The organism is Streptomyces sp. ISL-100, assembly GCF_018614615.1.
In the GTDB taxonomy this organism is placed as follows: domain Bacteria; phylum Actinomycetota; class Actinomycetes; order Streptomycetales; family Streptomycetaceae; genus Streptomyces.
In genome coordinates this window covers 25,541-50,791 of the sequence record NZ_JAGGOK010000071.1, presented here as the reverse complement: position 1 = coordinate 50,791, position 25,251 = coordinate 25,541, and the positions used below count along the sequence as shown (strand labels likewise).

At 69.3% G+C, this 25,251-nt stretch carries 25 protein-coding genes and 2 pseudogenes; 15 read left to right on the top strand and 12 right to left on the bottom strand.

Annotation, left to right across the window (positions count from 1 at the left end):
* Positions 1–82: 82 nt before the first annotated feature.
* Positions 83–958, top strand: a complete 876-nt coding sequence (locus tag J7E89_RS30865) for a DUF4097 family beta strand repeat-containing protein (protein ID WP_214977918.1) — start codon at positions 83–85, stop codon at positions 956–958.
* 1 nt (position 959) lies between these two features.
* On the top strand, positions 960–1,949 hold the full coding sequence (locus J7E89_RS30860) for a PadR family transcriptional regulator (RefSeq protein WP_214977916.1): 990 nt from the start codon (positions 960–962) through the stop codon (positions 1,947–1,949).
* Positions 1,950–2,144: 195 nt separating this feature from the next.
* Here the strand turns inward: J7E89_RS30860 and J7E89_RS30855 are convergent, their stop codons facing one another.
* From J7E89_RS30855 to J7E89_RS30835, 5 genes are all read right to left on the bottom strand, one after another.
* Positions 2,145–2,714 carry a Clp protease N-terminal domain-containing protein gene (locus tag J7E89_RS30855; protein WP_214977914.1) on the bottom strand — a complete coding sequence of 190 codons (570 nt, stop codon included), beginning with the start codon at positions 2,712–2,714 and terminating at the stop codon, positions 2,145–2,147.
* Positions 2,714–2,923, bottom strand: a complete 210-nt coding sequence (locus J7E89_RS30850) for a helix-turn-helix domain-containing protein (RefSeq protein WP_214977911.1) — start codon at positions 2,921–2,923, stop codon at positions 2,714–2,716. Before J7E89_RS30850 ends, J7E89_RS30855 begins: the two co-directional genes overlap by 1 nt.
* A 5-nt stretch (positions 2,924–2,928) precedes the next feature.
* Positions 2,929–4,353: a cellulase family glycosylhydrolase gene (locus J7E89_RS30845; RefSeq protein WP_214977909.1), complete on the bottom strand. Its 1,425-nt coding sequence runs from the start codon at positions 4,351–4,353 to the stop codon at positions 2,929–2,931.
* 62 nt (positions 4,354–4,415) lie between these two features.
* Positions 4,416–5,381: a zinc-binding dehydrogenase gene (locus J7E89_RS30840; RefSeq protein WP_214977908.1), complete on the bottom strand. Its 966-nt coding sequence runs from the start codon at positions 5,379–5,381 to the stop codon at positions 4,416–4,418.
* Between the two features lie 352 nt (positions 5,382–5,733).
* Complete coding sequence (locus J7E89_RS30835; RefSeq protein WP_214977906.1) at positions 5,734–6,957, bottom strand: NADP-dependent malic enzyme; 1,224 nt, start codon at positions 6,955–6,957, stop codon at positions 5,734–5,736.
* Positions 6,958–7,479: 522 nt separating this feature from the next.
* On the opposite strand from J7E89_RS30835, the gene J7E89_RS30830 reads away from it, so the two are divergent.
* The 3 genes from J7E89_RS30830 to J7E89_RS30820 are packed head-to-tail and all read left to right on the top strand — an operon-like array spanning position 7,480 to position 10,214.
* The gene (locus tag J7E89_RS30830; protein WP_214977904.1) at positions 7,480–8,436 is read left to right on the top strand and encodes an ABC transporter substrate-binding protein; all 957 of its coding nucleotides are present in this window, start codon (positions 7,480–7,482) and stop codon (positions 8,434–8,436) included.
* A gap of 43 nt (positions 8,437–8,479) precedes the next feature.
* Positions 8,480–9,451, top strand: a complete 972-nt coding sequence (locus tag J7E89_RS30825) for an amino acid ABC transporter permease (RefSeq protein ID WP_214977902.1) — start codon at positions 8,480–8,482, stop codon at positions 9,449–9,451.
* 1 nt (position 9,452) lies between these two features.
* The gene (locus J7E89_RS30820; protein WP_285439308.1) at positions 9,453–10,214 is read left to right on the top strand and encodes an amino acid ABC transporter ATP-binding protein; all 762 of its coding nucleotides are present in this window, start codon (positions 9,453–9,455) and stop codon (positions 10,212–10,214) included.
* Positions 10,215–10,281: 67 nt separating this feature from the next.
* Here J7E89_RS30820 and J7E89_RS30815 read toward each other — a convergent pair whose 3' ends face one another.
* The gene (locus tag J7E89_RS30815) at positions 10,282–11,043 is read right to left on the bottom strand and encodes a trans-aconitate 2-methyltransferase (RefSeq protein WP_214978003.1); all 762 of its coding nucleotides are present in this window, start codon (positions 11,041–11,043) and stop codon (positions 10,282–10,284) included.
* 101 nt (positions 11,044–11,144) lie between these two features.
* Here J7E89_RS30815 and J7E89_RS30810 point away from each other — a divergent pair, with 101 nt between their 5' ends.
* Positions 11,145–11,774, top strand: a complete 630-nt coding sequence (locus J7E89_RS30810; RefSeq protein ID WP_214977900.1) for an ABATE domain-containing protein — start codon at positions 11,145–11,147, stop codon at positions 11,772–11,774.
* Here J7E89_RS30810 and sodX read toward each other — a convergent pair.
* Positions 11,678–12,103 (bottom strand): nickel-type superoxide dismutase maturation protease, encoded by a 426-nt coding sequence (gene sodX, locus J7E89_RS30805; RefSeq protein ID WP_214977898.1) that lies wholly within the window; start codon positions 12,101–12,103, stop codon positions 11,678–11,680. The two genes, J7E89_RS30810 and sodX, sit on opposite strands and share 97 nt — an antisense overlap.
* A gap of 144 nt (positions 12,104–12,247) precedes the next feature.
* Between sodX and sodN the strand changes: the two genes are divergently transcribed.
* Together sodN and J7E89_RS30795 are read left to right on the top strand one after the other, a co-directional pair.
* A complete protein-coding gene (gene sodN, locus J7E89_RS30800; protein ID WP_214977896.1) occupies positions 12,248–12,643 on the top strand; it encodes a superoxide dismutase, Ni in 396 nt (131 codons plus the stop codon).
* A gap of 235 nt (positions 12,644–12,878) precedes the next feature.
* Positions 12,879–13,418, top strand: coding sequence for an NUDIX hydrolase (locus J7E89_RS30795; protein WP_214977894.1), 540 nt, complete (start codon positions 12,879–12,881; stop codon positions 13,416–13,418).
* Between the two features lie 3 nt (positions 13,419–13,421).
* Here J7E89_RS30795 and J7E89_RS30790 read toward each other — a convergent pair whose 3' ends face one another.
* Positions 13,422–14,732 (bottom strand): helix-turn-helix domain-containing protein, encoded by a 1,311-nt coding sequence (locus J7E89_RS30790; protein ID WP_214977892.1) that lies wholly within the window; start codon positions 14,730–14,732, stop codon positions 13,422–13,424.
* 149 nt (positions 14,733–14,881) lie between these two features.
* Here J7E89_RS30790 and J7E89_RS30785 point away from each other — a divergent pair, with 149 nt between their 5' ends.
* The 6 genes and pseudogenes from J7E89_RS30785 to J7E89_RS30760 all read left to right on the top strand — a co-directional run bounded on the left by J7E89_RS30785 (position 14,882) and on the right by J7E89_RS30760 (position 18,910).
* Entirely contained in the window at positions 14,882–15,334 is a 453-nt protein-coding gene (locus J7E89_RS30785; protein ID WP_214977890.1) for an ATP-binding protein, read from the top strand.
* 51 nt (positions 15,335–15,385) lie between these two features.
* Positions 15,386–15,646, top strand: coding sequence for a putative ATP-grasp-modified RiPP (tgmA, locus tag J7E89_RS30780; protein ID WP_214977888.1), 261 nt, complete (start codon positions 15,386–15,388; stop codon positions 15,644–15,646).
* Positions 15,646–16,609: pseudogene (gene tgmB, locus J7E89_RS30775) on the top strand (ATP-grasp ribosomal peptide maturase). Before tgmA ends, tgmB begins: the two are co-directional and overlap by 1 nt.
* Entirely contained in the window at positions 16,606–17,778 is a 1,173-nt protein-coding gene (gene tgmC / locus J7E89_RS30770) for an ATP-grasp peptide maturase system methyltransferase (RefSeq protein ID WP_214977886.1), read from the top strand. The pseudogene tgmB and the gene tgmC overlap by 4 nt, the downstream one beginning before the upstream one ends.
* A 65-nt stretch (positions 17,779–17,843) precedes the next feature.
* Positions 17,844–18,158 (top strand): DUF6087 family protein, encoded by a 315-nt coding sequence (locus J7E89_RS30765; RefSeq protein ID WP_214977884.1) that lies wholly within the window; start codon positions 17,844–17,846, stop codon positions 18,156–18,158.
* A gap of 125 nt (positions 18,159–18,283) precedes the next feature.
* Positions 18,284–18,910, top strand: a complete 627-nt coding sequence (locus J7E89_RS30760) for a DUF5753 domain-containing protein (protein ID WP_214977883.1) — start codon at positions 18,284–18,286, stop codon at positions 18,908–18,910.
* Positions 18,911–19,065: 155 nt separating this feature from the next.
* On the opposite strand, the pseudogene J7E89_RS42490 reads toward J7E89_RS30760, so the two are convergent.
* Both J7E89_RS42490 and J7E89_RS30750 read right to left on the bottom strand, forming a co-directional pair.
* Positions 19,066–19,867 (bottom strand): annotated as a pseudogene (locus J7E89_RS42490) (ATP-grasp domain-containing protein).
* Positions 19,868–19,997: 130 nt separating this feature from the next.
* Positions 19,998–22,070, bottom strand: a complete 2,073-nt coding sequence (locus tag J7E89_RS30750) for a calcium-binding protein (RefSeq protein WP_251061332.1) — start codon at positions 22,068–22,070, stop codon at positions 19,998–20,000.
* Positions 22,071–22,454: 384 nt separating this feature from the next.
* On the opposite strand from J7E89_RS30750, the gene J7E89_RS30745 reads away from it, so the two are divergent.
* Positions 22,455–23,120, top strand: coding sequence for an HNH endonuclease family protein (locus J7E89_RS30745; protein WP_214977881.1), 666 nt, complete (start codon positions 22,455–22,457; stop codon positions 23,118–23,120).
* A 20-nt stretch (positions 23,121–23,140) separates the two neighbouring features.
* Here J7E89_RS30745 and J7E89_RS30740 read toward each other — a convergent pair whose 3' ends face one another.
* Positions 23,141–24,343: a winged helix DNA-binding domain-containing protein gene (locus J7E89_RS30740; RefSeq protein WP_214977999.1), complete on the bottom strand. Its 1,203-nt coding sequence runs from the start codon at positions 24,341–24,343 to the stop codon at positions 23,141–23,143.
* Between the two features lie 11 nt (positions 24,344–24,354).
* Positions 24,355–25,236, bottom strand: a complete 882-nt coding sequence (locus J7E89_RS30735) for an NAD(P)H-binding protein (RefSeq protein ID WP_214977879.1) — start codon at positions 25,234–25,236, stop codon at positions 24,355–24,357.
* Positions 25,237–25,251: the final 15 nt, after the last annotated feature.

Genomic DNA, 25,251 nt, shown 5'->3' with positions numbered 1-25,251 from the left:
TGACTTCCCCCAGCCGCGATATATCGTGTTTAGCGATAGACGCGATATGTTGCGTCGGACCGGCCAGATCGGGGAGGACCACATGACAGAGCCGACATGGGCGGTCGCGGAGCCGCGGAAGCTCACCTTCGAGGACCCGGTGACCGCGCTCAACGTGCGCATCGTCAACGGGACAGTGAATGTCGTCGGCATCGAGGAAGGTCCCGCCCGCCTCGAAGTCTCCGCGATCGACGGCCCGCCACTGACCGTGACCCACAAGGACGGCACTCTCACCGTCGCGTACGAGGACCTGCCCTGGAAGGGCTTCCTCAAGTGGCTCGATCCCAAGGGCCGGCACCGCAGCGCGGTCGTCTCCCTGGCCGTCCCCGTGGACTGCTCCGTCGAGGTCGGCGTGATCGGCGCCGGCGCCGTCGTCTCCGGGATCCGCGGACGTACGGACGTACGCGGCATCACCGGCGACACCACCCTCGTCGGCCTCTCCGGCGCCGTCCGCGCCGACACCGTCGCGGGGAGCGTGGAGGCCCAGGGCGTCACCGGCGACCTCCGCTTCCACTCGGTCTCCGGAGACCTGACGGTGGTCGACGGTTCGGGATCCTCCGTACGGGCCGACTCGGTCAGCGGCGACATGGTCGTCGACGTGGACCCGGCCGGGAAGCCCACCGACATCGCCCTCACCTCGGTCTCCGGAGAGGTCGCCATCCGGCTGCCGCACCCGGCCGACGCGACGGTCGAGGCCAACACGGCGAGCGGCTCCGTCTCCAACGCGTTCGAGGACCTGCGGGTCAGCGGCCAGTGGGGGGCGAAGAGGATCACGGGCACGCTGGGGGCCGGCAACGGGCGGCTGCGCGCGACGACCGTCTCCGGCTCCATCGCCCTGCTGCGCCGCCCGGCGGCCGACGAAGACCTGTACGAGGCCGACGCCGGCACCGCGACCGACGCCAACAAGAAGGTGCTCTGACATGCCCCCCGTATTCGCCCACGGCCGTCTGCGCCTGTACCTCCTCAAGCTGCTCGACGAGGCGCCGCGCCACGGGTACGAAGTGATCCGCCTCCTGGAGGAGCGTTTCCAGGGCCTGTACGCCCCGTCCGCCGGCACCGTCTACCCGCGCCTCGCCAAACTGGAGGCCGAGGGCCTGGTCACGCACGCCACCGAGGGCGGCCGCAAGGTCTACTCGATCACCGACGCGGGCCGCGCCGAACTGGCGGGGCGCGGCGGCGAACTGGCCGACCTGGAGCTGGAGATCCGCGAGTCGGTCTCCGAACTGGCCGCCGAGATCCGCGACGACGTACGCGGCGCGGCGGGCAACCTGCGCCGCGAGATGCGGGCCGCGGCGAGCGAGACCCGCCACAAGGCCGCACCGTCGCAGCCCGGGGGCGGCGACTGGGAGAGCGTGTTCGGCGACAGCGAGGCATGGAACGTGGCGAAGGAGGAGCTGCGCAAGGCCAAGCAGGAGTGGAAGGAGCAGGCGCGCCGGGCGAAGGACGAGAGCCGCCGCGCCCGCGAGGACGCGCAACAGGCGCGCCGCCAGGCCAAGGAGGCCCAGGAGAAGGCGCAGGAGAAGGCGCGCGAGCAGATGCAGCGGATCGCGCAGCAGGTACAGGACCACTTCGCGCGGGGCGACTGGCCGAAGGGGGTACGCGAGGGCCTCGCCGAGGTCACCAAGGAGTTCGGCTTCTTCGGCCGTCCGGCGGCGCCTCCGCAGGAGCCGGCCGACGTCGAGGTCAAGGTCGAGCGCGCGGACACACCCCCCGAGCCCGCGTGGGCCCAGGAGCCCCCGTCCGGCGACCCGGCCCGCGACCTGGACCGCCTGCTGGACCGCTTCCGCGACGACATCCGCGACGCGGCCCGGGACCACGGCGTAACGGAGCACGAACTCCGCGAGGCCCGCCACCACCTGTCGACGGCAGCGGCCCACATCGGCGCACTGCTGCGCGGCCCGAAGGCGTAGCCCCAGACCCCGGACGGGCTGGATTCGGCCGCACCATCCAGCCCCTCCGGCGTTTTGAGGAGTGAGGTCTGCGGCAGCGCCCCTCACGCGGAGCCGCAACATGTCACAGCGGGAAGGGGCGGGCAGGGGACAGCGCCGCAGGCAGCCCGCACCCCGCCCACCCGCACCCGCGACCCCACCCAGGCCCGCGCCCCGTCACCCCACCTCGGCCTCGCCGCCGCCCCCGAACAGCCCCCGCTCCACCGCCCCGTACGTCGCGCCGTACTCCGCCAGTACATCGGCCACCGCACCCGGCTGCGCGACCAGCGCCAGCAGCAGGTGTTCGTCGCCGATGTGCCGGTCGCCGCGCCCCAGCGCGACCCGCAGAGACTTCTCCAGTACCGCCTTCGCCTGCGGCGTGAACGGGCGGTGCCCCGTCAGCACACCGCGCCGGGCGCCGCGGCCGGACTGCATCGCGCCCTCGCCGTGAGCCTGCTCGACCTTCGACACGATCTCCGCGACGTCGATGCCGATACCGGCGAGCGCCTCCTGGTCCGCCTTCGACAGGCCACCCCGGCGCCGCGCGTCGGCCAGCGCACCCGCCACCGCGTCCCGTCGCCCGGCGATCCCCAGCGACGCGAACGCGAAGGACGAGCGCGTGCCCTCCTGGTCCAGCAGGGCCAGCAGCAGGTGCTCCTCGGTGACCGAGTCCGCGTCCGCCCGTTCCGCCTGGACGACCGCGCCCTTCACCACACCCCGGGCACTCTTCGTGAACCGCTCGAACATCAACGCCTCCCGTACTTCTTGTGGACGGCCTGCCGACTGACGCCCAGTTCGGCCGCGATCTCCTGCCACGACCAGCCCTGAGCGCGGGCGCTCCTCACCTGCACGGCTTCGAGCTGCTCCAGCAGCCGCCGCAGGGCGACAACAGCGCGCAGCCCGACCCGGGGGTCGCGATCACCCGCGCGCTCGGCGAGATCCGTTGCATCGGTCATGCCTGTCAACCTACATTGACGAACCCGGGACCGTCAACCGCAGTTGACACGGAGGGAGCCGGACCGACCGTCACCGATATCCGCGCCCCCGGCCGGGCATGAACCCGACCGCCGACCACCCACGCCGCCCCGTCGACCGCCACCCGCCAGTCACGGGCGCGCGACGGCAGCGACAGCTCGGTGGCGCCGCGCCCGGAGGCGACGTACGAGAGGCGGTAGGTCCGCGTCGCCGGGTCGTACGACTCCGATCGCACCCGGCCCGCGACAGCGGACGCGTACGGCGACGCCGTCTGCTCCTTGTTCGTACGGAACCTCCCTGCCTGGTCCACCGCGCAATAGCCACCGCCGTAACACCACACATAGCCCGCCCAGCCGGAGCTGTAGCGGTTCATGGACGCCAGCGCCTCGCGGTAGAAGCGGCCCATGTTGGGGAGGGAGTTGTTGAGCGGGCCCCACTCCCCCACGACCACCGGCACGCGGTGCTCCTTGGGGTACGCCGTGACAGCCGCCTCGTACGACTCGATCCAGCCGGCCGCCGGGTCGTAGTCGGCGCCCGCCTCCATCGCGGTGTTGTAGAAGTGCGGGGCGTACACGACCTTCGGGTCCTTGATCTTCCCGAGGCCGGTCGGCACGCCCTCGCCCACGATCGGCGTCGGCTCGACGAACACCCAGTTGTCGTGGTCGACGGAACGTACGGCGTCCGCGAGGCGGTTGTGCATGGGGGTGATCTGGTCGCGCTCGATCCGGCGTGCTGCGGTGGGCAGGTCCTCGCCCTCCCTCAGCTCGCCCATCGGCTCATTGATCAGGTCGTATCCGAGCACGGCTGGATGGTCCTCGAACCGGTCGGCGAGCACCCGCCACATGCCGGCCTGGGCACGCCGCAGATCCGGGTCCTCGTAGAGGTGGGTGAAGGCGCGCTGCACGGCCGGCTGGAAGTACTCGGAGAACCAGTCGTCGGGGTTCGGCGTGAACGGCAGTCCGTCGGTGCGCGTCGCCCACTCCGGGATGCCGCGATGGCCGAAGGCCGGGCCGAAGACATCCTGGTGGGCGTCGATCAGCACCTGGATGTCGTACGTTTCGGCCCAGTCCAGGATCCGCTCGATCTTGCGGAGGTACGCCGCGCTGTACTGCCCCCGGCGGGGCTCCAGGTCGTCCCAGAAGACGAGCAGCCGGGCGAAGTTGAAGCCGTTGGCGTTCAGGTCGCGGAAATGCCGCTCGGTGATGGCGGACAGCGCTTTGTCGCCGCGGTTCGCCTTGTCCTCGACGTTCCAGCCGCGCAGGGTCAGGACGCGGCCCCGGTCGTCGGTCAGCCGGGGTATGCCGGGGGGTATGCCGCCCGCGCCTTCCCTCGCGCTCGCGGCCGGGGTCAGGACCCCGGCTGCCAGCGCGACCGTACAGACGAAAGCACCAATGCCTCTGAACGTTCGCATGGACACCTCTCCAGCACACGTGGACGCGTACCGGAGAGGCAATCAGCAGAACTGACGGACCATCAAGAGGCCGTCAGCACGATCTTTCCGAAAAGGTCGCCGCCCGCCATCCGCTCGAAGCCCTCGCGGGCACGGTCCAGCGGCAGCACCTCGTCGATGACCGGGCGTACGCCGGTCGCCGCGCAGAACGAGAGCAGGTCCTCCAGCTCGTCCTTGGAGCCCATCGTCGAGCCGACGACCTTGAGCTCCAGGAAGAAGATCCGGTTCAGCTCGGCGGACGGCGGGTTGGGGCCGCTCGTCGCGCCCGAGATCACCAGCGTGCCGCCGGGGCGCAGCGACTTCACCGAGTGCGACCAGGTGGCGGCGCCGACGGTCTCGATCACCGCGTCCACGCGCTGCGGCAGCCGCGCGCCCGGCTCGAACGCCTCCACCGCGCCCAGCTCGACGGCCCGCTTGCGCTTGGCCTCGTCGCGGCTGGTGGCGTACATCCTGAGACCGGCCGCCTTGCCGAGCACGATCGCGGCGGTCGCGACACCGCCGCCGGCGCCCTGCACGAGGACGCAGTCGCCGGGCCGTACGCCGGCGTTCGTGAAGAGCATCCGGTACGCCGTGAGCCAGGCGGTCGGCAGGCACGCGGCCTCCGCGAAGGACAGCTCCTTGGGCTTGGGCAGCACGTTCCACGCCGGGACGGTGACCAGCTCGGCGAAGGTGCCCTGGTACTTCTCGGTCAGGATCGACCGCTTCTCGCGCGGGCCGACGCCGTGGCCGGTCTCGCCGATGACGGAGTGCACGACGACCTCGTTGCCGTCGGCGTCGATACCGGCGGCGTCGCAGCCGAGGATCATCGGCAGCGCCTCCTCGCCGAGGCCGACCCCGCGCAGGGACCAGAGGTCGTGGTGGTTGAGGGAGGCGGCCCTGACCTTGACGGTGGTCCAGCCGGGTTTCACCTCGGGCGCGGGCCGCTCGCCCAGCTCAAGGCCGTTGAGCGGGTGGTCGCGGTCGATGCGGGCGGCGTAGGCAGCGAACATGACCTTGACGATAGGGCGGGCGGGTGCGTGGCGGAACCATGCATCGGTGTGACGCGTCCCTCACGCGGCGCGAGTTCGGGTGACGGGTGCCTGCGGCGCTGCTCGTCCTCAATCGCCGGACGGGCTCCATAGGAGCCCGTCCGGCGATTGAGGACACGCCCGAAGGGCGTCCCCGGGGGCCTGGGGCCCGCCCCCCAGCCTCGGGAAGGGGCGGGCAGGGGACAGCGCCGCAGGCAACCCGCACCACCCGCCACCCGCACCCGCACCCGCACCCGCGCCGCAAACCCCACGGGCCGTGCCGCCCCCCTCGACAGGGGAGCCACACGGCCCGTACAGGTAAAGCCCGCAGCATTTACCGCCGCGCCACACCCTCCGCGCGAGCAGCCGCGGCCACCGCCGCAGTGACGGCCGGGGCGACCCGCTCGTCGAACGGCGACGGGATCACGTAGTCCGCGGCCAGCGCGTCACCGACGACATCCGCCAGCGCGTTCGCCGCGGCGATCTTCATGCCCTCGGTGATCCGCGACGCCCGCACCTGAAGCGCACCGGCGAAGATCCCCGGGAAGGCCAGAACGTTGTTGATCTGGTTCGGGTAGTCGCTGCGCCCGGTCGCGACAACCGCCGCGTACTTGTGCGCGACATCCGGGTGAACCTCGGGGTTCGGGTTGGCCATGGCGAACACGAACGCGTCCGGCGCCATCGAAGCCACCGCCGGCTCCGGCACCGTACCGCCGGAAACGCCGATGAAGACATCGGCACCGGCCAGCGCCGTCTCCAGCGAGCCGCTGAGCCCGGCCCGGTTCGTGATCTCGGCCAGCTCGCGCTTGACGTCCGTCAGATCCTCGCGGTCCCGGCTGACGATGCCCTTACGGTCGGCCACCGCCACGTCACCGAGCCCCGCCGCCAGCAGGAACTTCGCGATGGCGACCCCCGCCGCACCCGCGCCCGAGATCACGGCGCGCAGGTCGCCGAGCGTACGGCCGGTGAGCCTGGCGGCATTGCGCAGGGCGGCCAGGGTGACCACGGCCGTACCGTGCTGGTCGTCGTGGAAGACCGGAATGTCCAGCTCCTCCTGGAGCCGGCGCTCGATCTCGAAGCAGCGCGGCGCCGAGATGTCTTCCAGGTTCACGCCGCCGAAGGACGGGGCGAGCCGCACGACGGTCTCGATGATCTCTTCCACGTCGGTCGTCGCGAGCGCGATCGGAACCGCGTCGACGCCACCGAACTGCTTGAAGAGGATCGCTTTGCCCTCCATGACGGGGAGCGAGGCCTCGGGACCGATGTCACCGAGCCCCAGAACCGCCGTACCGTCCGTCACGACGGCCACGACGTTCGACTTCCAGGTGTAGTCGTTCACGAGCTCGGGCTGCTCCGCGATCGCGCTGCACACCTTGGCGACGCCCGGCGTGTACGCGAGGGACAGGTCGTCCTTGTCGCGCACCGGAACGGTCGCCTGGATGGCCATCTTGCCGCCCCGGTGCAGGGCGAAGGCCGGATCGAAGGGCTCCTCGGGAGCACCTTCCGCACTGTTGTCCGTGCTGCTGTCGCTGCGAGGATTGACGATCTCCGCTGCCATTTGTTTTACCCCTTAAGTCTTCATCAATTGAGGGTGGCCGCTCCTGGTGAGGAGGGGTGGGCGGGCACCGCGTCCGTTCCCTGCACCAGGCGGTTGGCCCGCCCTGACAGAGAGGAGGTACGTACGCGCGGGCGCGCCGCACACGCGCCCTGAGCCCCGGATGAGGGGTGTAACCGTCTTTTCTACCTGATCGGCGGCATCAACGAGAGCCCATATCACCTCGGTGACACGACTCATGCATGCATGTGCGGACAAGTCCGGTTTGTGGCATGAATCGGTTCCAAATGGCGAGACGGGCCGAAGATTTTCCGGCCGAAATGGCAGTGCTCAACAGATGGTCCGGCCCTGATGTACCGGCCTGTTGAGATTCGGGGGTCACCCGTTACCCGATTTTGACATGACTGGAGCCCTGAATGGGCTAGTCCGAATGGCAAGATGCCGTAATCACACGAGGTCGCGATACTCGAAGTAGTGTGCCCGACCTCCCAGGCCACTCCCCTTTTCTCGCCGGAGGAACCAACCATGACCGCACGCACCACCCGCCGTACGACCGCCAACAAGTCCCGGACAGCCGCGGTCGGCGCTATCGCGGTCGCGGGCGCACTGCTGCTCACCGCCTGCGGTGACCAGACCGGCTCCGGCTCGGGCGCCGATGAGACCAAGGGCACGAAGTCGTCCAACGCCCCGCTCTTCGACAAGCTGCCGAAGAAGTACCAGGACGCCGGCAAGATCAAGGTCGGTACGGACGCCGCTTACGCCCCGATGGAGTACGAGGAGGGCGGCAAGATCGTCGGCATCGATCCCGACATCGCCGCGGCCCTCGGCAAGCAGCTCGGCGTCGAGTTCGAGTTCACCAGCGGCACCTTCGACGGTCTGATCACGTCGCTGAACACCGGCCGCCAGGACATCGTCATGTCAGCCATGAGCGACACCAAGGCCCGCCAGGAGGGCCTGGACGACAAGGGCAAGAAGGCCGGTAAGGGCGTCGACTTCGTCGACTACTTCGAGTCGGGCGTCTCGCTGCTGGTCAAGAAGGGCAACCCGGAGAACATCAAGTCCCTGGACGACCTGTGCGGCAAGAAGGTCGCTGTCCAGCGCGGCACGATCTACGAGGACACCTTCAAGGACCAGGCCAAGAAGTGCGGCAAGGAGAAGCTTGAGATCTCGGCGTTCGACACCGACGCCGAGGCGCAGACCCGCGTGAAGATCGGCGGCGCTGTGGCCGACCTCAACGACTACCCGGTCGCGGCCCACATCGCGAAGACCGCGGGCGGCGGCAAGGACTTCGAGGTCACCGGCGACCAGATCGGCGCGGGACCGTTCGGCATCGCCGTCAACAAGGACAACACGGAGCTCCGCGACGCGCTCAAGGCAGCTCTGGACGCGATCATCAAGAACGGCGAGTACGAGAAGGTCCTGGAGAAGTGGGACGTCAAGGACAGCGCCGTCACCGAGGCCACCGTCAACGCCGGCAAGTAAGTCCTGGCGTTCTCGCCTCAAGCTTCACTGAAGGGCAGTCACAGTGACTGACAAGTTCGACAAGGCGCCGGCCGAAGAGCCCCCCGAGGACTCCCCGGCCGCCAAGGTGCCGGCCACCACCGCTTCCACCGCTCCACCCGAGCAGATCAAGGCCATCCCGGTACGGCACTGGGGCCGCTGGGTCGCCGGCGTGATCGTCGTCGCGCTGCTCGGCTCGCTGGTCTACGCGTTCTCGCAGGGCAACGTCCGCTGGGACACGGTCGGAGACTTCATCTTCGACGACCGGATCCTGGGGGGTATGGGCCGCACGATGCTGATCAGCGTGCTGTCGATGGCCATCGGCCTGGTGCTCGGCGTCGTCTTCGCGGTCATGCGACTGTCGAAGAACCCCGTCACGGGGGCAGTGGCCTGGCTGTACATCTGGTTCTTCCGCGGAACTCCGGTGTTCGTGCAGCTGCTGCTGTGGTTCAACCTGGGCCTGGTCTTCCAATACCTCAACCTCGGTCCGATCTACAAGGACGAGATGGTCGACGTCATGACGCCGTTCATGGTCGCCCTGCTGGGTCTGGGCCTGAATGAGGGCGCGTACATGGCCGAGATCGTCCGGGCGGGCATCCAGTCGGTCGACGAGGGCCAGACCGAGGCGGCGCACGCCCTGGGTATGAACAACAGCAAGACCATGCGGCGCGTGGTGCTGCCGCAGGCGATGCGGGTGATCGTGCCACCGACGGGCAATGAGTTCATCAACCTGCTGAAGACGTCGTCCCTGGTGGCGGTCGTCTCGTACGTCGACCTGACGCGAGCCGCGCAGAATATCGGCTCCACGTCGTTCGCCGTGATGGAGCTGCTGCTCGTGGCATCCGTCTGGTATCTGGTCCTGACCAGCGTGTTCAGCGTCGGGCAGTACTACCTCGAGCGCCGCTACGCACGGGGTGCGCTGCGCCAGCTGCCGCCGACTCCGTTCCAGAAGGTCAAGGCGAACCTGCTCTCCCTCAACAGTCCCAGGAGGGCCTGACATGACCGCCATGGTCAAGGCCGAGGGCGTACACAAGTCCTACGGCGCCGCACACATCCTCAAGGGCATCGACCTGGAGGTCGCCCCGCGTGAGGTGTTCTGTCTGGTCGGCCCGTCCGGCTCCGGCAAATCCACATTCCTGCGGTGCATCAACCACCTGGAGCAGATCAACTCCGGCCGGCTCTCGGTCGACGGCCGGCTCGTGGGCTACCGCGAGAAGGGCGACAAGCTCTACGAGCTGAAGGACAGCGAGGTCGCGGCGCACCGCCGGGACATCGGCATGGTCTTCCAGCGCTTCAACCTCTTCCCGCACATGACGGCGCTCGAAAACGTCATGGAAGCCCCGGTCCAGGTCAAGGGCGAGACGAAGGCGGTGGCCCGCGAGCGGGCCCAGCGTCTGCTGGACCGCGTCGGCCTGGCCGACAAGGCGAAGAACTACCCGTCGCAGCTCTCCGGCGGCCAGCAGCAGCGTGTGGCGATCGCCCGCGCGCTGGCCATGGAGCCGAAGCTGATGCTCTTCGACGAGCCGACGTCGGCGCTCGACCCCGAGCTGGTCGGCGACGTACTCGACGTGATGCGCGGTCTGGCCGAGGACGGCATGACGATGATCGTCGTCACGCACGAGATGGGCTTCGCCCGTGAGGTCGGCGATGCGCTGGTCTTCATGGACGACGGCGTGGTCGTCGAGTCGGGCAACCCGCGGGACGTACTGACGAACCCGCAGCACGACCGCACGAAGGCGTTCCTCTCGAAGGTTCTCTAGCGGTTACGCGAAAGGGGCGGTACGGACCATCCGGTCCGTACCGCCCCTTCGCGTATCGCGGTCGTCGCTACTTCACGGCCAGCACCAGCGAGTCCGAGGGCGAGCACCACACGGCCCGCGCCTCCGCGAACCCGCCGGTCTCACGCAACGTCCCCGCGTGCCACTCGGCGCTCGGCGTGTCGCCGTCCGCGTGCTCGCCGTAGATCTCGAACCGCTTGGCGGTCGGCTCTGCGAGTACGGGGTCCTTGGCGGCGAGAGCCCACCAGTCGGCCCAGTCCACCGCGCCCTCGGCCCTGGTCCGGTCCATGTGGGCGTGCCGGTGGGCGTGCTCGGCCGCGTTGATGCGCGGGGTGCTCTCGTCCTTCATGTGGTCGGCGTTCATGAAGACGCCGCCGGCGCGCACGAGGCCGCCCAGCTGCCCGTACAGGGTGGCGAGTGGGTCAATGTGCAGCCAGTGCAGGGCGGTGGCGGTGAGGACGGCGTCGTACGACGTGTACGGCAGCGCACGCGTCCACTCGTCGTCCTTCAGGTCAGCGGTCACGAACGTCACCCGCTCGTCCCCGTCGAAGTACCCCCGCGCGATGGCGAGCAGCGCCGGGTCGAGGTCGACGCCCGTGCTGGTCGCCTTCGGGAACCGCTTGAGCAGCCGGTCCGTAATACTTCCCGTACCGCACGCAAGATCCAGCACCCGCGGCTCGGGGCCGACCAGCGCCTCGACCATGTCCAGCATGACCCGGAACCGCTCCTCGCGGTCGGGCATGTACCACTCCTGCTGCCGGTCCCAGCTCTCCTGCCAGGCCGCCCAGTCCGTCCCCGTCGTCGTCCCCATGCCCGTCTCCGCCATCAGAACTCCTCCACCCCATTCCGTAATACCCTCGAAGCGCAACCAGCCATTACGCAGACTTTAGACCGCCCCCGTAAGGACTACAAGTGGAACTGGCCTATTACTCGGACTACGCCGTGCGCCTGGTCAACAGCGAGGAGCCGGCCCGCAACAAGGACACCCTCACGTCGGTGGAAGCGGTCAGGGCGCTGTTCGGCATCAACGCGTCGGCGGCCCGCCGTGCCACGGACGCGGACGTCACCCGTTTCCGTTCCGTACGGGGCCGCCTGCGCGCGATCTTCGAAGCGGCGGACGGGGGCGACGAGACCCTCGCCGTCGACCTGCTGAACTCGCTCCTGATGGAGTTCCCGGTCAGCCCGCAGATCTCCGGCCACGAGACGCGCAAGGAGGACGGCCGCCCCGACTGGCACATGCACCTCGCCGACCACCCGTCCAACGCGACCGCGGGGTACGCCGCCATCGCCTCGATGGGCCTGGCCTTCCACCTCACCGAGCACGGCGCGGACCGCCTGGGCCTGTGCCAGGCAGCCCCGTGCCGCAACGCCTACCTGGACACGTCCACCAACCGCTCGCGCCGCTACTGCTCCGACCGCTGCGCGACCCGCGCCAACGTCGCCGCCTACCGGGCGCGCAAACGCCTGGAGACCGAGCGGTCGGCCGGCACGGGGCGTACGGCCGACAGCAGCCAGGCCAGCACCACCCCGGCCGAACGCTGACGCCCGGCCCGGATCGGGCGGTACCGCGCCCGCACCCGTCCCAGCACCAGCTCGGCCGGCACCACCCCGAAGGCCCGGCTGTCCACGATCTCGGCGTCCGCGTTGTCGCCGAGCACCCACCAGCCGCCGTCCTGCCGGTCCGCCAGCCGCTTCACGATGAGCAGATCCTGCTGCAAGGGGTGCCGCAGGACTGCCACATCACCCGGCCGCAGTGCCGCGCCGTAATGCACGAGCAGCTGATCCCGGTGCAGCAGCGTCGGCACCATGGAAAGACCCGTCACCTCGGCGACCCCGAACATCGCTGTCGGCTCGTGCCCTTGATCCACCATCCGGTACCTCCCGGTCCGATCCTCCACCAGTCCCATACTCACCCTGGACTTTTGACCTAAGCCCATGGGGGCACCCGCGAAAACGCCTCTCTCACGGAGTAATGTCCCACCTGAGAAGACGATCACGAGGAAGGAAGCTCTTACATGCTCTCCCGCCTGTTTGCCCCCAAGGTGAAGGTCAGCGCCCACTGCGACCTGCCCTGCGGCGTGTACGACCCGGCCCAGGCCCGCATCGAGGCCGAGTCGGTCAAGGCCACGCAGGAAAAGATGCAGGCCAACGACGACGCGCACTTCCAGGCGCGCGCCACGGTCATCAAGGAGCAGCGCGCGGAGCTCGCCAAGCACCACGTTTCGGTGCTCTGGAGCGACTACTTCAAGCCCCCGCACTTCGAGAAGTACCCGGAGCTGCACCAGGTCGTCAACGACGCCCTCAAGGCGCTGAGCGCCGCGAAGGCTTCGACGGACCCCGCGTCGGGCCAGAAGGCGCTGGACTACATCGCCCAGATCGACAAGATCTTCTGGGAGACCAAGAAGGCTTGATCGGCGCCTGACGCGGCCATGGGCTGCGCTGCAGGTCAGACCGGCAAACGGAACGGCCCGGCCATCTGAAATGGCCGGGCCGTTCCGCCTTTCCAAGATCACCCGGGAGGGACTTGGGAGGCGTGGTCAGGACGACTGCCGAGCTCTCGTCGACACGGACGATGAACCGACCGGCGGACGAATTCTCGTCAAAGTGACATGCTGGAGACCTCACCGAGGCAAGGGAGTTGGGCTCATGCAATGGACCGTCCATGGCGAGCGGCAGATCTACAGCAACCCGTGGGTCAACCTGTGGCTCGTGGACGTCCAGCAGCCCGACGGTCGGCGATGGGAGCACCATGTCGTACGGATGCGGCATCTGGCCGTGACCGCCGTGGTCGACGACCAGAAGCGCGTACTGATGATGTGGCGGCACCGGTTCATCACCGACACCTGGGGCTGGGAACTCCCGATGGGCCTCATCGAGGCGGACGAGACCCCCGAACAGGCCGCCGCCCGCGAGGTCGAGGAGGAGACCGGGTGGAGGGTGGAGGGCGTCAAGCCGCTGGTGTACGCGCAGCCCGCGAACGGCATCACCGACTCTGAGCACTTCGTCTTCCGTGCGCACGCGGCTTCGTACGCCGGTCCGCCGACCGAGCTGAACGAGTCCGACCGGATCGAGTGGGTCCCGATCTCCGAGATCCGGGGCATGATCGACCGCCGTGAGGTCGTCAGCAGTGGCAGCCTGGTCGGCCTGCTGTACCTGCTCCTGGATGAGGCGATCGGCGGCGCGTAAGGGTCAGCCGAGAGCGTTGCGCATGCGCTGCTCGAAAGCGAGGACCGGAGCCTCGCGGGCGTACGGCAGCATCTGGCGGTGCAGTTCCTGGACGTGGCCACTCACACGTGGGGAGTCGATGGTCGCGGTGAGGTCCAGGGCGAGGCCGGCGCTGATGCACGCCTGGTCGAGCTTTCCCTGCTGGAGCTGGGTGCTGGCCAGCCAGAAGGCATGAAACGCCCGGCCTCGCTGCTGGCTGGCCTTTTCCCGGCGCAGGCCTTCGGTGATGAGGGGTTCAGCGCGGGCTGCTTCGCCGAGGCGGGCGTAGGCGATGCCGGTGTCTACGAGGAGCTTGGTCTCGTCGAAGTAGCGCACCCAGGAAGGCGCTTCGGCCTCGCGGACGCGTGAGTCTTCGTAGTGGTCGCGGGACCGGTCCACGGCCTGGTGGCAGGACCGGGCGTCGCGTAGGGCGGCGTGGGCGAACGCCTCACGCAGGTGCAGCATCGACATCACCAGCGGCTGTTCGCCTGCGGCACGGGCCGCGTCCTGGGCGCGGCAGGCCAGGGCAACGGCATCGTTCGGATTCCCGTCGTAGGTGGCCAGCAGGCTCATGCAGGACAGGACATTGGCCATGAAGAGACGGTCGCCGTGACCGTGGGAGAGCTTGAGTGCCTGGGTGAAGTAGGTCCGGGCGGTGCTGTACTGGCGGGCGTCGAAGTAGGCCCAGCCGGAGAGGCGCGCCAGTTCGGCCGCGACCGCCTGGAGGTCGTGCCGTAAGCCGCCGTCAGCGGTGTCGAGAAGGCGGCCGACATAGCGCAGGTGGCCGACTACAGCCGGCCGCAGAGTTGCGCCACCGTGTTCGTCGTCGCGCCGCCAGTAGTCCTCGACCGAGGAGCGCAAGGCTGTGAGGGTGGAGCGGGTGGGCCGGCCGTCGACCAGGGCGAGCAGGTCATCCAGGTCCTGACCGGGTTCGGCCTGCTGGGGCTCCTCCGCTGCGGGAAGGGCAGGCTCAGGCAACCTCTCCCGTATACGGGCCGGGGCGGGAATCTCCCAGGGCCGGTGGGCGAGACCGAGCATCGCGCCTGGGATGCGCAGGCCGTCGGCGACACGCTCGATCACGTCGATATGGGCCAGGGCGCGCCGCCCGGCCATGACCTCGCCGACCCTGCTCGGCGTCATGCCGCACAGTGCGGCGATCCGCGAGGGATAGATCCCGGCCTTGATCTTGACCAGCCGGAACACGCGGGCGAAGTCGCGGCGGCGGCAGGCTTCCTGCCATTCCGCACTGGTCAGCAGCTCGGGCGGTAGTGCCCGGTGAGCCTGCGATCGTGCCACTTGTCCCCCTCACTCGCCCGTGAGGGCGGACCGGCGTGGGACCAACTTCCAGGAAGGTTACCCACGTTGGGTAATCACTGTGACCTGAACCTGTGATCGCCGTAGCGGTGGACTCGTACCCCACAGCCCGCCCGCGACGAGGGGACGCGATGCACGCGATGACCACGTACGACCGACAAGCCGCCGCCCAGCGATGGCAGATGCAGTTCAGCCCGGTCCGCCGGTGTGTCCCCCTCGTCCGCGACCTCGTCGCCAAGATGCTCACGGGCTGGAGGTACGGCCCGGACGACATCGACCGGGTGGTCCTCGTGTGCGGGGAGTTGTCGGCCAACGCCGTCGAGCACGGCGGCAGACGCGGACATCTCTTCGAGGTCCGGTTGACCGCCGACGGACCGCACTGCCTCGTCGAGGTCTCCGACGCCAGCCGCACACCGCCCCACCCCGTCGAGGCCGGCGAGGACGACGAAGGCGGCCGTGGCCTGCTCCTGGTCGCCGCACTCGCCGAGGAGACCGGCCACCACGACCGCCACCCGATCGGCAAGACCGTCTGGGCCCGCCTCGTCCTCGACACCCCGAAGGGGACAACGAATGCGACGGCGTAACGCCGCGCCCTACACCACCTGACCATCCGAACCTCACCCAGAGGAGCCTTCGTGACCAGTTCCGCTGAACAGCTCACTCCCGCCCGCCCTTGGGGCGCGGGCCGACTCGCGCCGTACCCGGCCACCGTGCACCGTCCGCACGCCACCGTCTCCATCGATCCCCTCACGCAGATCGGCGAGTTCCGCGACCGCCTGGGCCAGGTGGTCGAGATGGGCAAGCACGGCACCAGCTCGGGCACCGAGACCTCGACGACCACGAACTCCGACTCCGCGCCCGACCAGGGCCACGACCAGGACAGCCATCAGGACTGATGAACGCGACCGAGAAGAGGCCGGTCCTGGTGGCTACCGAGGCGGACGACATCACGGCCGACATGGTCATCACCGAACTCAACCGGCGAAGTGTGCCGGTGGTCAGGTTCAACCCCGCCGACATCGGCGCAGACCTGACGGTCTCGGCTCGGTTCGGCACCTGCCCGGCCCCTGGCCGGGCAGGTCCGTACCCCGTCGAGAACCACCGACCTGGCCCAATTACGGGCGGCGTACTGGCGCCGCCCTGTCTGGCCCACCTTCCAGCACCTGGGCGACAACGATGCGCGGTTCGCGGCTGCGCAGGTCCGCTACGGGCTCGGGGGCACGCTCTACGCCCTCGACGGTCCGCTGTGGGTCAACCATCCACTCCGCAACGCAGCCGCCGACTACAAGCCCGCTCAGCTCGCCCTTGCCCAGCGCCTCCGCCTTACCGTCCCACCGACGCTCGTGACCAACGATCCGGTCGACGCCCGGGAGTTCATCGCCGCCCACGGTCAGGTGATCTACAAGACGCTTCGGTGGACCCCGTACGAGCGAGACGGAGTTCCGGTGACCGGGTGGGCGGAGCCGGTCACGGCCGCCGAGATCGATGACAGCTTGCGCGTGACGCCGCACCTGTTCCAGGCCCGCGTGGACAAGGTCGCCGACGTGCGGGTGTTGGTGGTCGGCCCGCACGTGTTCGCCGTACGGATCCACTCCGGCTTGCTGGACTGGCGCAAGGACTACTCCGCCCTCTCCTACACCGTGGTAGACCTGCCCGACCGCGTGGGCAAGGCACTCCTCGCCTACCTGGACCACTTCGGGCTGGTGTCCGGGAGCTTTGACCTCGCCATGGACCGGGCCGGTGACTACTGGTGGCTGGAGCTGAATCCGAACGGCCAATGGGCGTGGCTGGAGGAGAAGACCGGATTGAAGATGTCCGCCGCATTCGCTGACCTGCTGACACGAGGAGTCTCCCCATGACCGATACCGCGCCCGAGCGGCGTGCCCTCGCCGACCGGCTGGAGAAAGCCGGCGTCCTCAGAACACCCCAGTGGCGAGCCGCAGTGGAGGCCGTACCCCGGGAGCTCTTCCTGAACCCAGGGGTGTTCCTGACCGTGGACGGCGTGCGATGGCGGCCGGTCACCGCAGTAGGAACCGATCCTGCGGAGTGGGCCCAGATCGCCTACAGCGACCAGTCCCTGACCACCCAGCTCGACGGACACCTGACCGCAGACCAGACCACTGATCTCGTCGCGGGCTCGCCCACCTCTTCGTCCACCACTCCGGTCACCGTCGTCGACATGATCGAGCACCTCGACGTGGAGGACGGGCACCGCGTCCTAGAGATCGGCACAGGTACCGGCTACTCCTCCGCGCTGATGTGCCACCGCCTCGGCGAAGACAACGTCACGACGATCGAGGTGGACCCGGCGGTGGCGGCCCGTGCAGATGCCGCGCTGGAAACAGCCGGGTTCTCGACATGGACCGTAACCGGGGACGGGCTCCTCGGACACCCGCGCCGCGCTCCGTACGACCGAGTGATCGCCACCTGCGCCGTCCGCCGTATCCCCTACACCTGGATCAGGCAGACCAAGCCTGGCGGGACCATCCTGGCCACCGTCGGCGGCGCATGGTCCTACGGCACCGGCCTCGCGAAGGTCACCGTCGGCGAGGACGGTACCGCCGAGGGCCGAATCATCGGCCGCTCATCGTTCATGCAGGCACGATCCGAAGCCTTGGTGCCGGTGACCGGCGACCTGTCCGCCCGCACCGCCTACGCCGACAGCGAGCGGGAGGCGAAGGTGGCGCCCTCCATGCTGGAGGAATGGATGCCCGCCTTCCTCGCCCAGCTCGCCGCCCCCGGCGCACAGTTCGTCCGCGCCGCCGTAACGAGCGACGGCGCCCAACTCCTGTACGTCTTCGATCCGGAGCGCGAGTCCTTCGCCGAATTCAGCTCTGACGGCGAAGACTGGACCATCCGGCAGGGAGGCCCCGTAGCCCTGTGGGACGACATCGAGCAGGCGCTCACCGTATGGCAGGACGCGGGAAGCCCCGACATCACCGCCGTACAGCTCCACATCACCGCCAAGGCCCACACGTACTGGATCGGCGACAACCCGGCACTGCGCTGGCAGCACCGTCTCGCCTGACCACCGGGGCAAGCGAGGGCCACTACCCTCCTGGGAGAACAACCGCCGAGCCGTAGGGAAGCGCGATGGACGACGAGCCGCTGTCGAGCTGGGTGGAGCGCCGTGACGCGAAGATCGGCCGACTCCGCGCCGCGCCGGTCACCTGCGGCGAAGGCCCGAAGGGCTCCCATGTAGATCCCGATGCGCCCCGCGTCATCGAGAGATGGAATGGCCATGCCTGGGAGCTGCACACCATCGCGTCGAACCTGGCAGAAGCACAGCGCATCCTCCACCCGGACACTGCGGGCACCTCCCCCGTTCCTGGGCCGGCGCCCAAACCTCTCGGCCCAGGACCCGGCGAGCACCGCAAGCCCCAAACGCCTCGTTACGACGGGCGCTGAACGGCTGGAAGTAGGCGAGCGCACCAAGGCCGCTGGGAACCAGGATCGGAAAGCACCACGCGATCTCTGACGCGCGTTACGACCTATCGGCAGCCGCCCTGGCGGCATGCCTCAGGAGGGATGCGGTGACGAATTCAGTCCCGTGGCAAGAGCGCCTGTCCACCGGTACGGAAGCGGTGCAGGATGACGTGATCGGCTGGTATCAGGCCACGCGAGCGGGCCGGGCATACGTGCCCACCATGATCTGGGGAACCCTCCAGACCGAGGCGTACGCCACCGTGATCCTGGGGCAGGTAGTCAGCTTCCTCGGCGTCCCCGACGATGTGCCGTCCGGGGTCGCCAAGCGCATGGAGCGACAACAGGTTCTGTACGACGGCGAGCACCACTACGACGTCATCCTCGGCGAGCAGGCGCTCTACACGAACGTCGGCGGGCCCGAGGTCATGCAGGCACAGGTCGTCCGTCTCCTCCGCGATATCGACCTGCCCTCCGTCACGCTGGGGATCCTGCCTGCCACGGCGCAGGTGGACATGTTCCCCGTCCATGCCTTCAACATCTACGGCCAGGCGGACAGGGCCCACGTGGAGCTGGTCTCTTCGGCCCTGGACATTACCGAGCAGAGCGAACTTGACCTCTACCAGAAGGCGTTCGATCTGCTACGCGAAGGAGCCGCGTACGGAGATGCCGCGAAGGACCTCCTCCGAAAAGCCCGATCCTTCTGGACCAGCGCTCCGCATCAGACAGGCGGCTAAGCGGCGCACCCGCAGTCCGCACACAGTCCGCAGGCACCCGATCAGGACCGTCGCACCCCATCGCCAGTCAACGCGAGACGCCTTTACGCAGGTGAGGACGCGAATCGAAGGGGCCCGACCGGTGATCCGGCCGGGCCCCTTCGCCGCTCTGCCGGTTACGCCAGAACGTTCCGCCAGAACGGGCGGTCCCGGTCGGGCGGCCTCGACCGTGGGCCGGCGGAACGCAGGACGACGTCCAGGGCCCGGTCTGGGTCGGCGGCGTAGCAGCTGCTGAACCAGGCCATGTTTGCCTCGACCACTGCCCAGTCCCCCGTGGGACCGCCCAAGAGTCCCACGTCCACCACCACCGCGCTGGGCAGCGTACGGGCGCAGGTGGCAAGCAGGCGTTCCGCGAATTCCAGGACCGGGTTTTGGTGAGGGTGCCCTTTCAGTCGCGCCGCGTCGAGGCGTCCGAAGGTGGCGTACTGCGAGCCGGTCCGTACCTCGCCGTCCAGGATGAAGAGTCGGAACTCCGCCGCCCAGATCACCACTTCGCCGATCTGCACCGGGAATGTCCGGTGAGAGCTCCGGCCCTGTGGGCAAGGCGCTGCCGTCGGCGTATACATCGGCCGGGAAGCTCTTGTCGCTCGGCGGTTTGACGAACGCGGGGTGCGACAGATGTCGCGCCGCGCCCAGGGTCGTCAGGGCGATCTCGCGCCTGGTGAACTCTCTGGGGAGGGTGGACAGCCATTCGTCGGCCGGTTCCAGGAGCGCTACCCCGAGTTCGTCGGCGACAACCACCGCGAAAACTGGCCCGCCGTAGTAGTGGCCGCCCGGGCGTTGCTGACCCACTGCCCGCGCACCGCCAGGGGAAGGAAGGACCTCGACGTCCGTCCCCCGGCGCCTGGCCGCCACCGCGAGCAGCTCCCGGGTCGGGGTGCGCTGCGGCGCCACAGCTAGGAAATCTCGTCGCGTCATCGTCACCGTCACGGACAACATGCTGCCGCCCGCGGTTCGCTCGTGTCTTCGGATTAATTCGGGCATCAGTAAAGCCGCCACCAGGGCCCTGTTCGGGGGCTCTGGTGGCGGCTGGGCGGGGTGTGCCCTTTTACGGGCAGCTGGTGCGGGTGTCGCCCGGGTCAGTGGTGCAGGTGTCGGAGTTGGGGCCGCCGTTGGCGGTGTCGTTGCCGGAGACGTTGTCGACGGTGTTGAGCCGGTCGTTGCCGTAACTGCCGTTCAGCGTGTCGCTGCCGTAGCCGCCGTTCAGCGTGTCGTTGCCGTAGCCGCCGTCGATCCAGTCGTTTCCGTAGTTGCCGTAGACGGTGTCGTAGCCGTTGGCCGCTCGGATGGTGTCGTTGCCGCCGAGGCCGCAGATCACGTCGTTGCCGCTGGTGCCGGTGATGGTGTTGGCGGCGCTGGTGCCGATGATGGTGCAGCCACGGGAGTTGTTCACGGTCGTGGTCGCCGTCGCGGTGTCGTTGACCGTCACCGGATCGGTTTCCGCCGCGTCGGCCCTGGCGGTGTTGGTGAGGGTGCCGGTGGACCTCGGTTCGGCGACCACGGTCACCGTCGCGCTCGCGCCGGGGGCCAGGGAGTCCAGGGAGCAGCTGACGGTGGTTGTGGTGGTGCAGGTGCCCTGGCTGGGCATGGCCGACACCAGCGTCGCAACGGCTCCGGCGACGCTGTCGGTCAGGGAGACACCGGTGGCGAACGTGTCGTCGTCGGTGTTGGTCACCCGCACGGTGTACGTTGCCCGGTCACCGATGCTGACGGTGCTCGTACCACTCTTCGTGACCGATACGTCCACGCCGGCCGGGGGCGGCGGGGTGGAGCCCCCGGCGCCCAAGTAGCGGGCCACCGCGTGATTGTCGCTGGCATTACCGGAGACGACGATCTTGCCGTCGGACTGCAGTGCCACACCGCGGGCTTCGTCCCAGTTGCCTTCGAAGTCGGTGGTCACCTTGCCGTCGCCACCGCCGAAACCGGTGTCCAGGCTGCCATTGGTGTTGTAGCGGGCCACCGCCCAGTTGCCGACGGCGCCGCCGGCGGCGACGACCTTGCCGTCGGACTGCAGCGCCATGTCGAAGGCGCGGGCGTCGAAGGTGCCGAAGTCGGTGGTCACCTTGCCGTCACCGTCGAAGCTCGTGTCCAGGCTGCCGTCGACGTTGTAGCGAGCCAGCGCGAAATCGCCGGCGCCGTTCCCGACGGCGATGATTCTGCCGTCGGACTGCACCGCCACCCCGCGAGCCGTGTCTTCCCCGTTGAAGGACGTAGTGACCGTGCCGTCACCGCCGAAGCCGGTGTCCAGGCTGCCATCGGCGTTGTAGCGGGCCAACGCGAAATCGGGGGCGTAGTCGTTGGGGACGTACCCGGCATGACCGGCGGCGACAATGGTGCCGTCGGACTGCACCGCCAGGTCGAAGACCGACGCGCCGCCGCGTGCGAAGGGCGTACGTACCGCGCCGTTGTCGCCGAATCCGGTGTCCGGGCTGCCATCGGCGTTGAAGCGAGCCACCACGAAATCGCCGTTGAGCCCTCCGGCGGCCACAATCCCGCCGCCGGACTGCACCGCTACCGCGTACGCGGCCGCGCTGCCGCCGGTTCCGAAATCGGTGACCACCTTGCCACCGTCGCCGAAGGTGGTGTCCAGGCTGCCGTCGGTGTTGAAGCGGGCCAGCGCGAACAAGCCCCTGCCGTCGGGCGCATCGCTGCGGCCGACCGCGACGATCTTGCCGTCGGACTGCACCGCCACATCCTGGCCCTCGTCGTTGGTGAGGTCGCCGAAGTCGACCAGCACCGTGCCGCCGGCGCCGAAGCCGGTGTCCACGGTGCCATCGGTGTTGTAGCGAATCAGCACGAAGTCGTTGGGCCCGTCGAAGTTGAAGCCGCTCCCGATGGTGACGATCTTGCCGTCGGACTGCAGTGCCACGTCCTGACTGTCTTCGACGTAGAGGACGTCGCTGATGACTTTGCCGTCGCCGCCGCCGAACGTGGCGTCCAGGTCGCCAGGCGCGGCCGCCGCGGATCCGGGCAGGGCCAGTACGAGCGCGAAGCCCGCCGAGGCCGCCACCCCGGCCCGGCCGACGCGCCGCCGGCAGGCTTGTTCACCGGCTCGCCCCAGCGTTCTTCGCAGTCCAGAAATGAACAGGGACACGGACATCGACATGGACATGCTGTCCATTCAGCCTCTCATCATTCCGCAGCCAGTCGCAGCGACGTTCGTCCAGTGACCTTCGTGGCGGCGGTATCCCGTCGCGGGTACCTCTCGTACCCGCCGCTCCGGCCCGGACCTCGGAGGAGGAGCGGCTGTCCTGGAGCGTTCGGCGACAGCTTCATCGCCGCCACCACAAGGGAGGCATTACGGCTTGCCGGGCTGCGCCTGCTGGACGCCTAGATCCACTCGCACGAGTGAGAACCACCACCCCGGCAACCCGGCGAGCGGCCGGCCGTCGAGTGCCCACCACGTCGGATGACCCCGTGCGGGTGATCTGTACGGACTCTGCGGCGTGTCCGGATGACAGGTGTCGCTAGTACTGGTCCGTCCGTACGAGATGGAGGGATCCGTATGCGCAAGCTCAGTTTCCTGGTGTCAACACTCCTTATCGCCACCACAGTTGTCGTCGGGGCGGCGCCGGGTGCCGACGCCGCGCCCGGTGACACGGTCAGTACCACGGTCGAGAAAGCCATCGAAAATCTGCCCGTCGCCGCCGAGGACAGCGCCGGGTACAGCATCGGCAAGTTCAAGCACTGGACCGACCCGGACCAGGACGGTTGCAGCACGCGGGCAGAGGTACTCATCGCGGAGGCGACCACGCCGCCCGCCGTCGACCGGTGGTGCACCATCACGGGCGGCGCCTGGCACTCGTACTACGACAAGAAGGACCACTCCGGCGCCGGGTCCCTCGACGTCGACCACCTGGTGCCGCCGGCTGAGGCGTGGCGCAGCGGTGCGTGGGCGTGGACCGATGAGGAGCGGGAGCGGTACGCGAACGACATGGCCGACCCGAGAGTGCTCGCCGCTGTGACCGCCAGCGAGAAGCGCCTGAAGGGTGACCGGGATCCGGCGCGGTGGGAGCCGTCCGACGACAGTGCGGACTGCCGGTACATCGCCGAGTGGGCGGCGGTGAAGGGGCGTTGGAAGCTGTCGGTGGATTCGGCCGAGCTGGCGGCGCTACAGAACATGGTGGTGGAGTGCCCGACGGAGGAGATCACTTACGAGCTGGCCCTCTGACGCGACCGGCGCGACCGGCGTCAGGCGGTCAGCTCCTCTTCCAGCCACGTCTTGCCCCGCGTACGCGCAGTCAGGCGTACACCCGTCAGCAGCGGGGCAAGACGCTCGGCCTCCGCGCGTACGGCGGCCTCGGCGTCCCGGCCCACGTCCTCCAGGTAGCGGCAGACGATCTCGCCGGTGGCGTCCTGGGCCCAGCCGCCGACGATCCGGCCGTTCCACCACACGGAGGGGCCGATGTTGCCCGCGCGGTCGAAGAGGCGGGAGTCGTGCTCGCCGAGGTACCAGTCGCGTGCGTGCCAGCCCATCGGCGTCGAGTCGAGGGCGGGCAGCAGCGCGGCCCACGGCGCGGGGGCGGGCGTCGGCTCGAGGTCGTCGGGGAGCAGCAGGCCGGTGCCGCCGCCCTCCAGGTCGGCCTCGACCGTGCGGAGTTCGGCCAGAGCGCGCTTGACCCGCGTCTTGGTCCAGCCCGTCCACCAGCGCAGATCGTCCGCCGTGCCGGGACCGAACGTGCGCAGCCAGCGCCTGGCCAGGTCTGTCTCGGCCTCTTGGGTGTCCAGTTCGGCCAGGCCGTCCGGACACCACCGGGTCAGCGGTGACCAGCGGTACTGGTGGGACGTCCACGATCCGCGCGGCCTGCCCCGTACCGCGAGCCCTTCGGCGGCGAGCAGGAGCAGCAGCCGGCTGGCGACCTTCTGGCGGCCTTCGTAGGACTTGCCCTTGGACAGTACGATCTCGGTGCTCAGCCGGGGGTCGGCGGCCGCCAGTTCCGCCGCTGTGATCTCGCCCCCGGCCTCCAGCGCGTCGAGCGCGGCCCGCTCGGCCCCGGCAAGCCACTCCTCGATGCCGGCCGCGCCGGCGGCGACCCCCGTCTCCGCCAGGAACCCCGCCAGATTGCGGCGCTCGCGCACGGCCACCGCGCGCGAGCACGCCGCCTGGATGACGGGCGCGACGTCGAGGGAGGTGACGAACACCGTGCGGCGCATGCCGAGCAGCCGCAGCAGCGAGCGGTCCTCGTACAGCGCGCCTTCGACGTCCGCGACGCCGCCCGCCCGCATCCGTACCAGCGCGCCGAGATGAACGGACGACGGGTCGGTGCCGTGCAGCGCCACCAGGTCGCGAGCGACCTCCACCGGGTCGTCCGACCTTGCCTCCACGGCCAGCCGGTGCCGCCACGCCAGCCGTGCCCTGCGCTCGGCCGAGTCCACCCGCATCCGCGTCGTCATAGTCACGGACCTTAACGAACCAAGTGGCGGTAGCTGTCCGGGTTTTCGCCGAGGAAGTCGGCGAAGGAGGTCGCCGGGCGGCCGGTGAGGAGGGGCACGGCGTCGGAGACGGTTTCCATCTCACCCTTCGCGATGGCCTCGTACGACGTCACCCAGCCCTGGACCTCCCACGGCTCGGCGTTGTACCGCTCCCGTGAGGCGTATGCCTCCTCAGGCGTCTGGGGTACGTAGGTGATCTCGCGGCCCGTGGCCCGGCTCAGCTCCTCCGCGATCTCGGCGAACGACAGGGCCTGGGGACCGGTCAGCTCGTACGTGGCGCCGTCGTGACTGTCGAGGTCCTCCAGCTCGGCGAGGAGTACGGCGGCTGCCGCGTCCGCGATGTCCTCGTGCGCGACTGCTGACACGCGTCCCTCGCCGCCCGGGCCGCGGATGACGCCGTCCTTGCCCGTCATGGCGGGGAGCGCGGCCTGGTAGAAGCTGTCGCGCAGGAAGGTGTGGCGCACGCCGGTGGAGCGGATGTACTGCTCCGTGTGCCAGTGGTCGCGGGCGAAGGTGAACGTCGCGTCCGCCGCGGCACCCAGCAACGACACGTACACGATCCGCTCGACGCCCGCCGCGACGGCCGCGTCCACGGCCGTCTTGTGCCCGCGCACCCGGTCCGGGTTCTCGTGCGCGGAGACGAGGAAGAGCGTCCCGGCACCGTCCACGGCGGCGCGCATCGCCTGCGCGTCGCCGTAGGAAGCGGGCGGCGCCTTGACCGCGCCGGGCAGGTCCGGCAGTCGGGCGGGGTCGCGGCCGAGGACGAGCTGGGAGACGCCGGCGCCGGCGAGACGGCGCGCGACCCGTCCACCGATCCGGCCGCTCGCTCCGGTGACGGCGATTGCTGGGGTCATGGAGGAGGTCCTTTG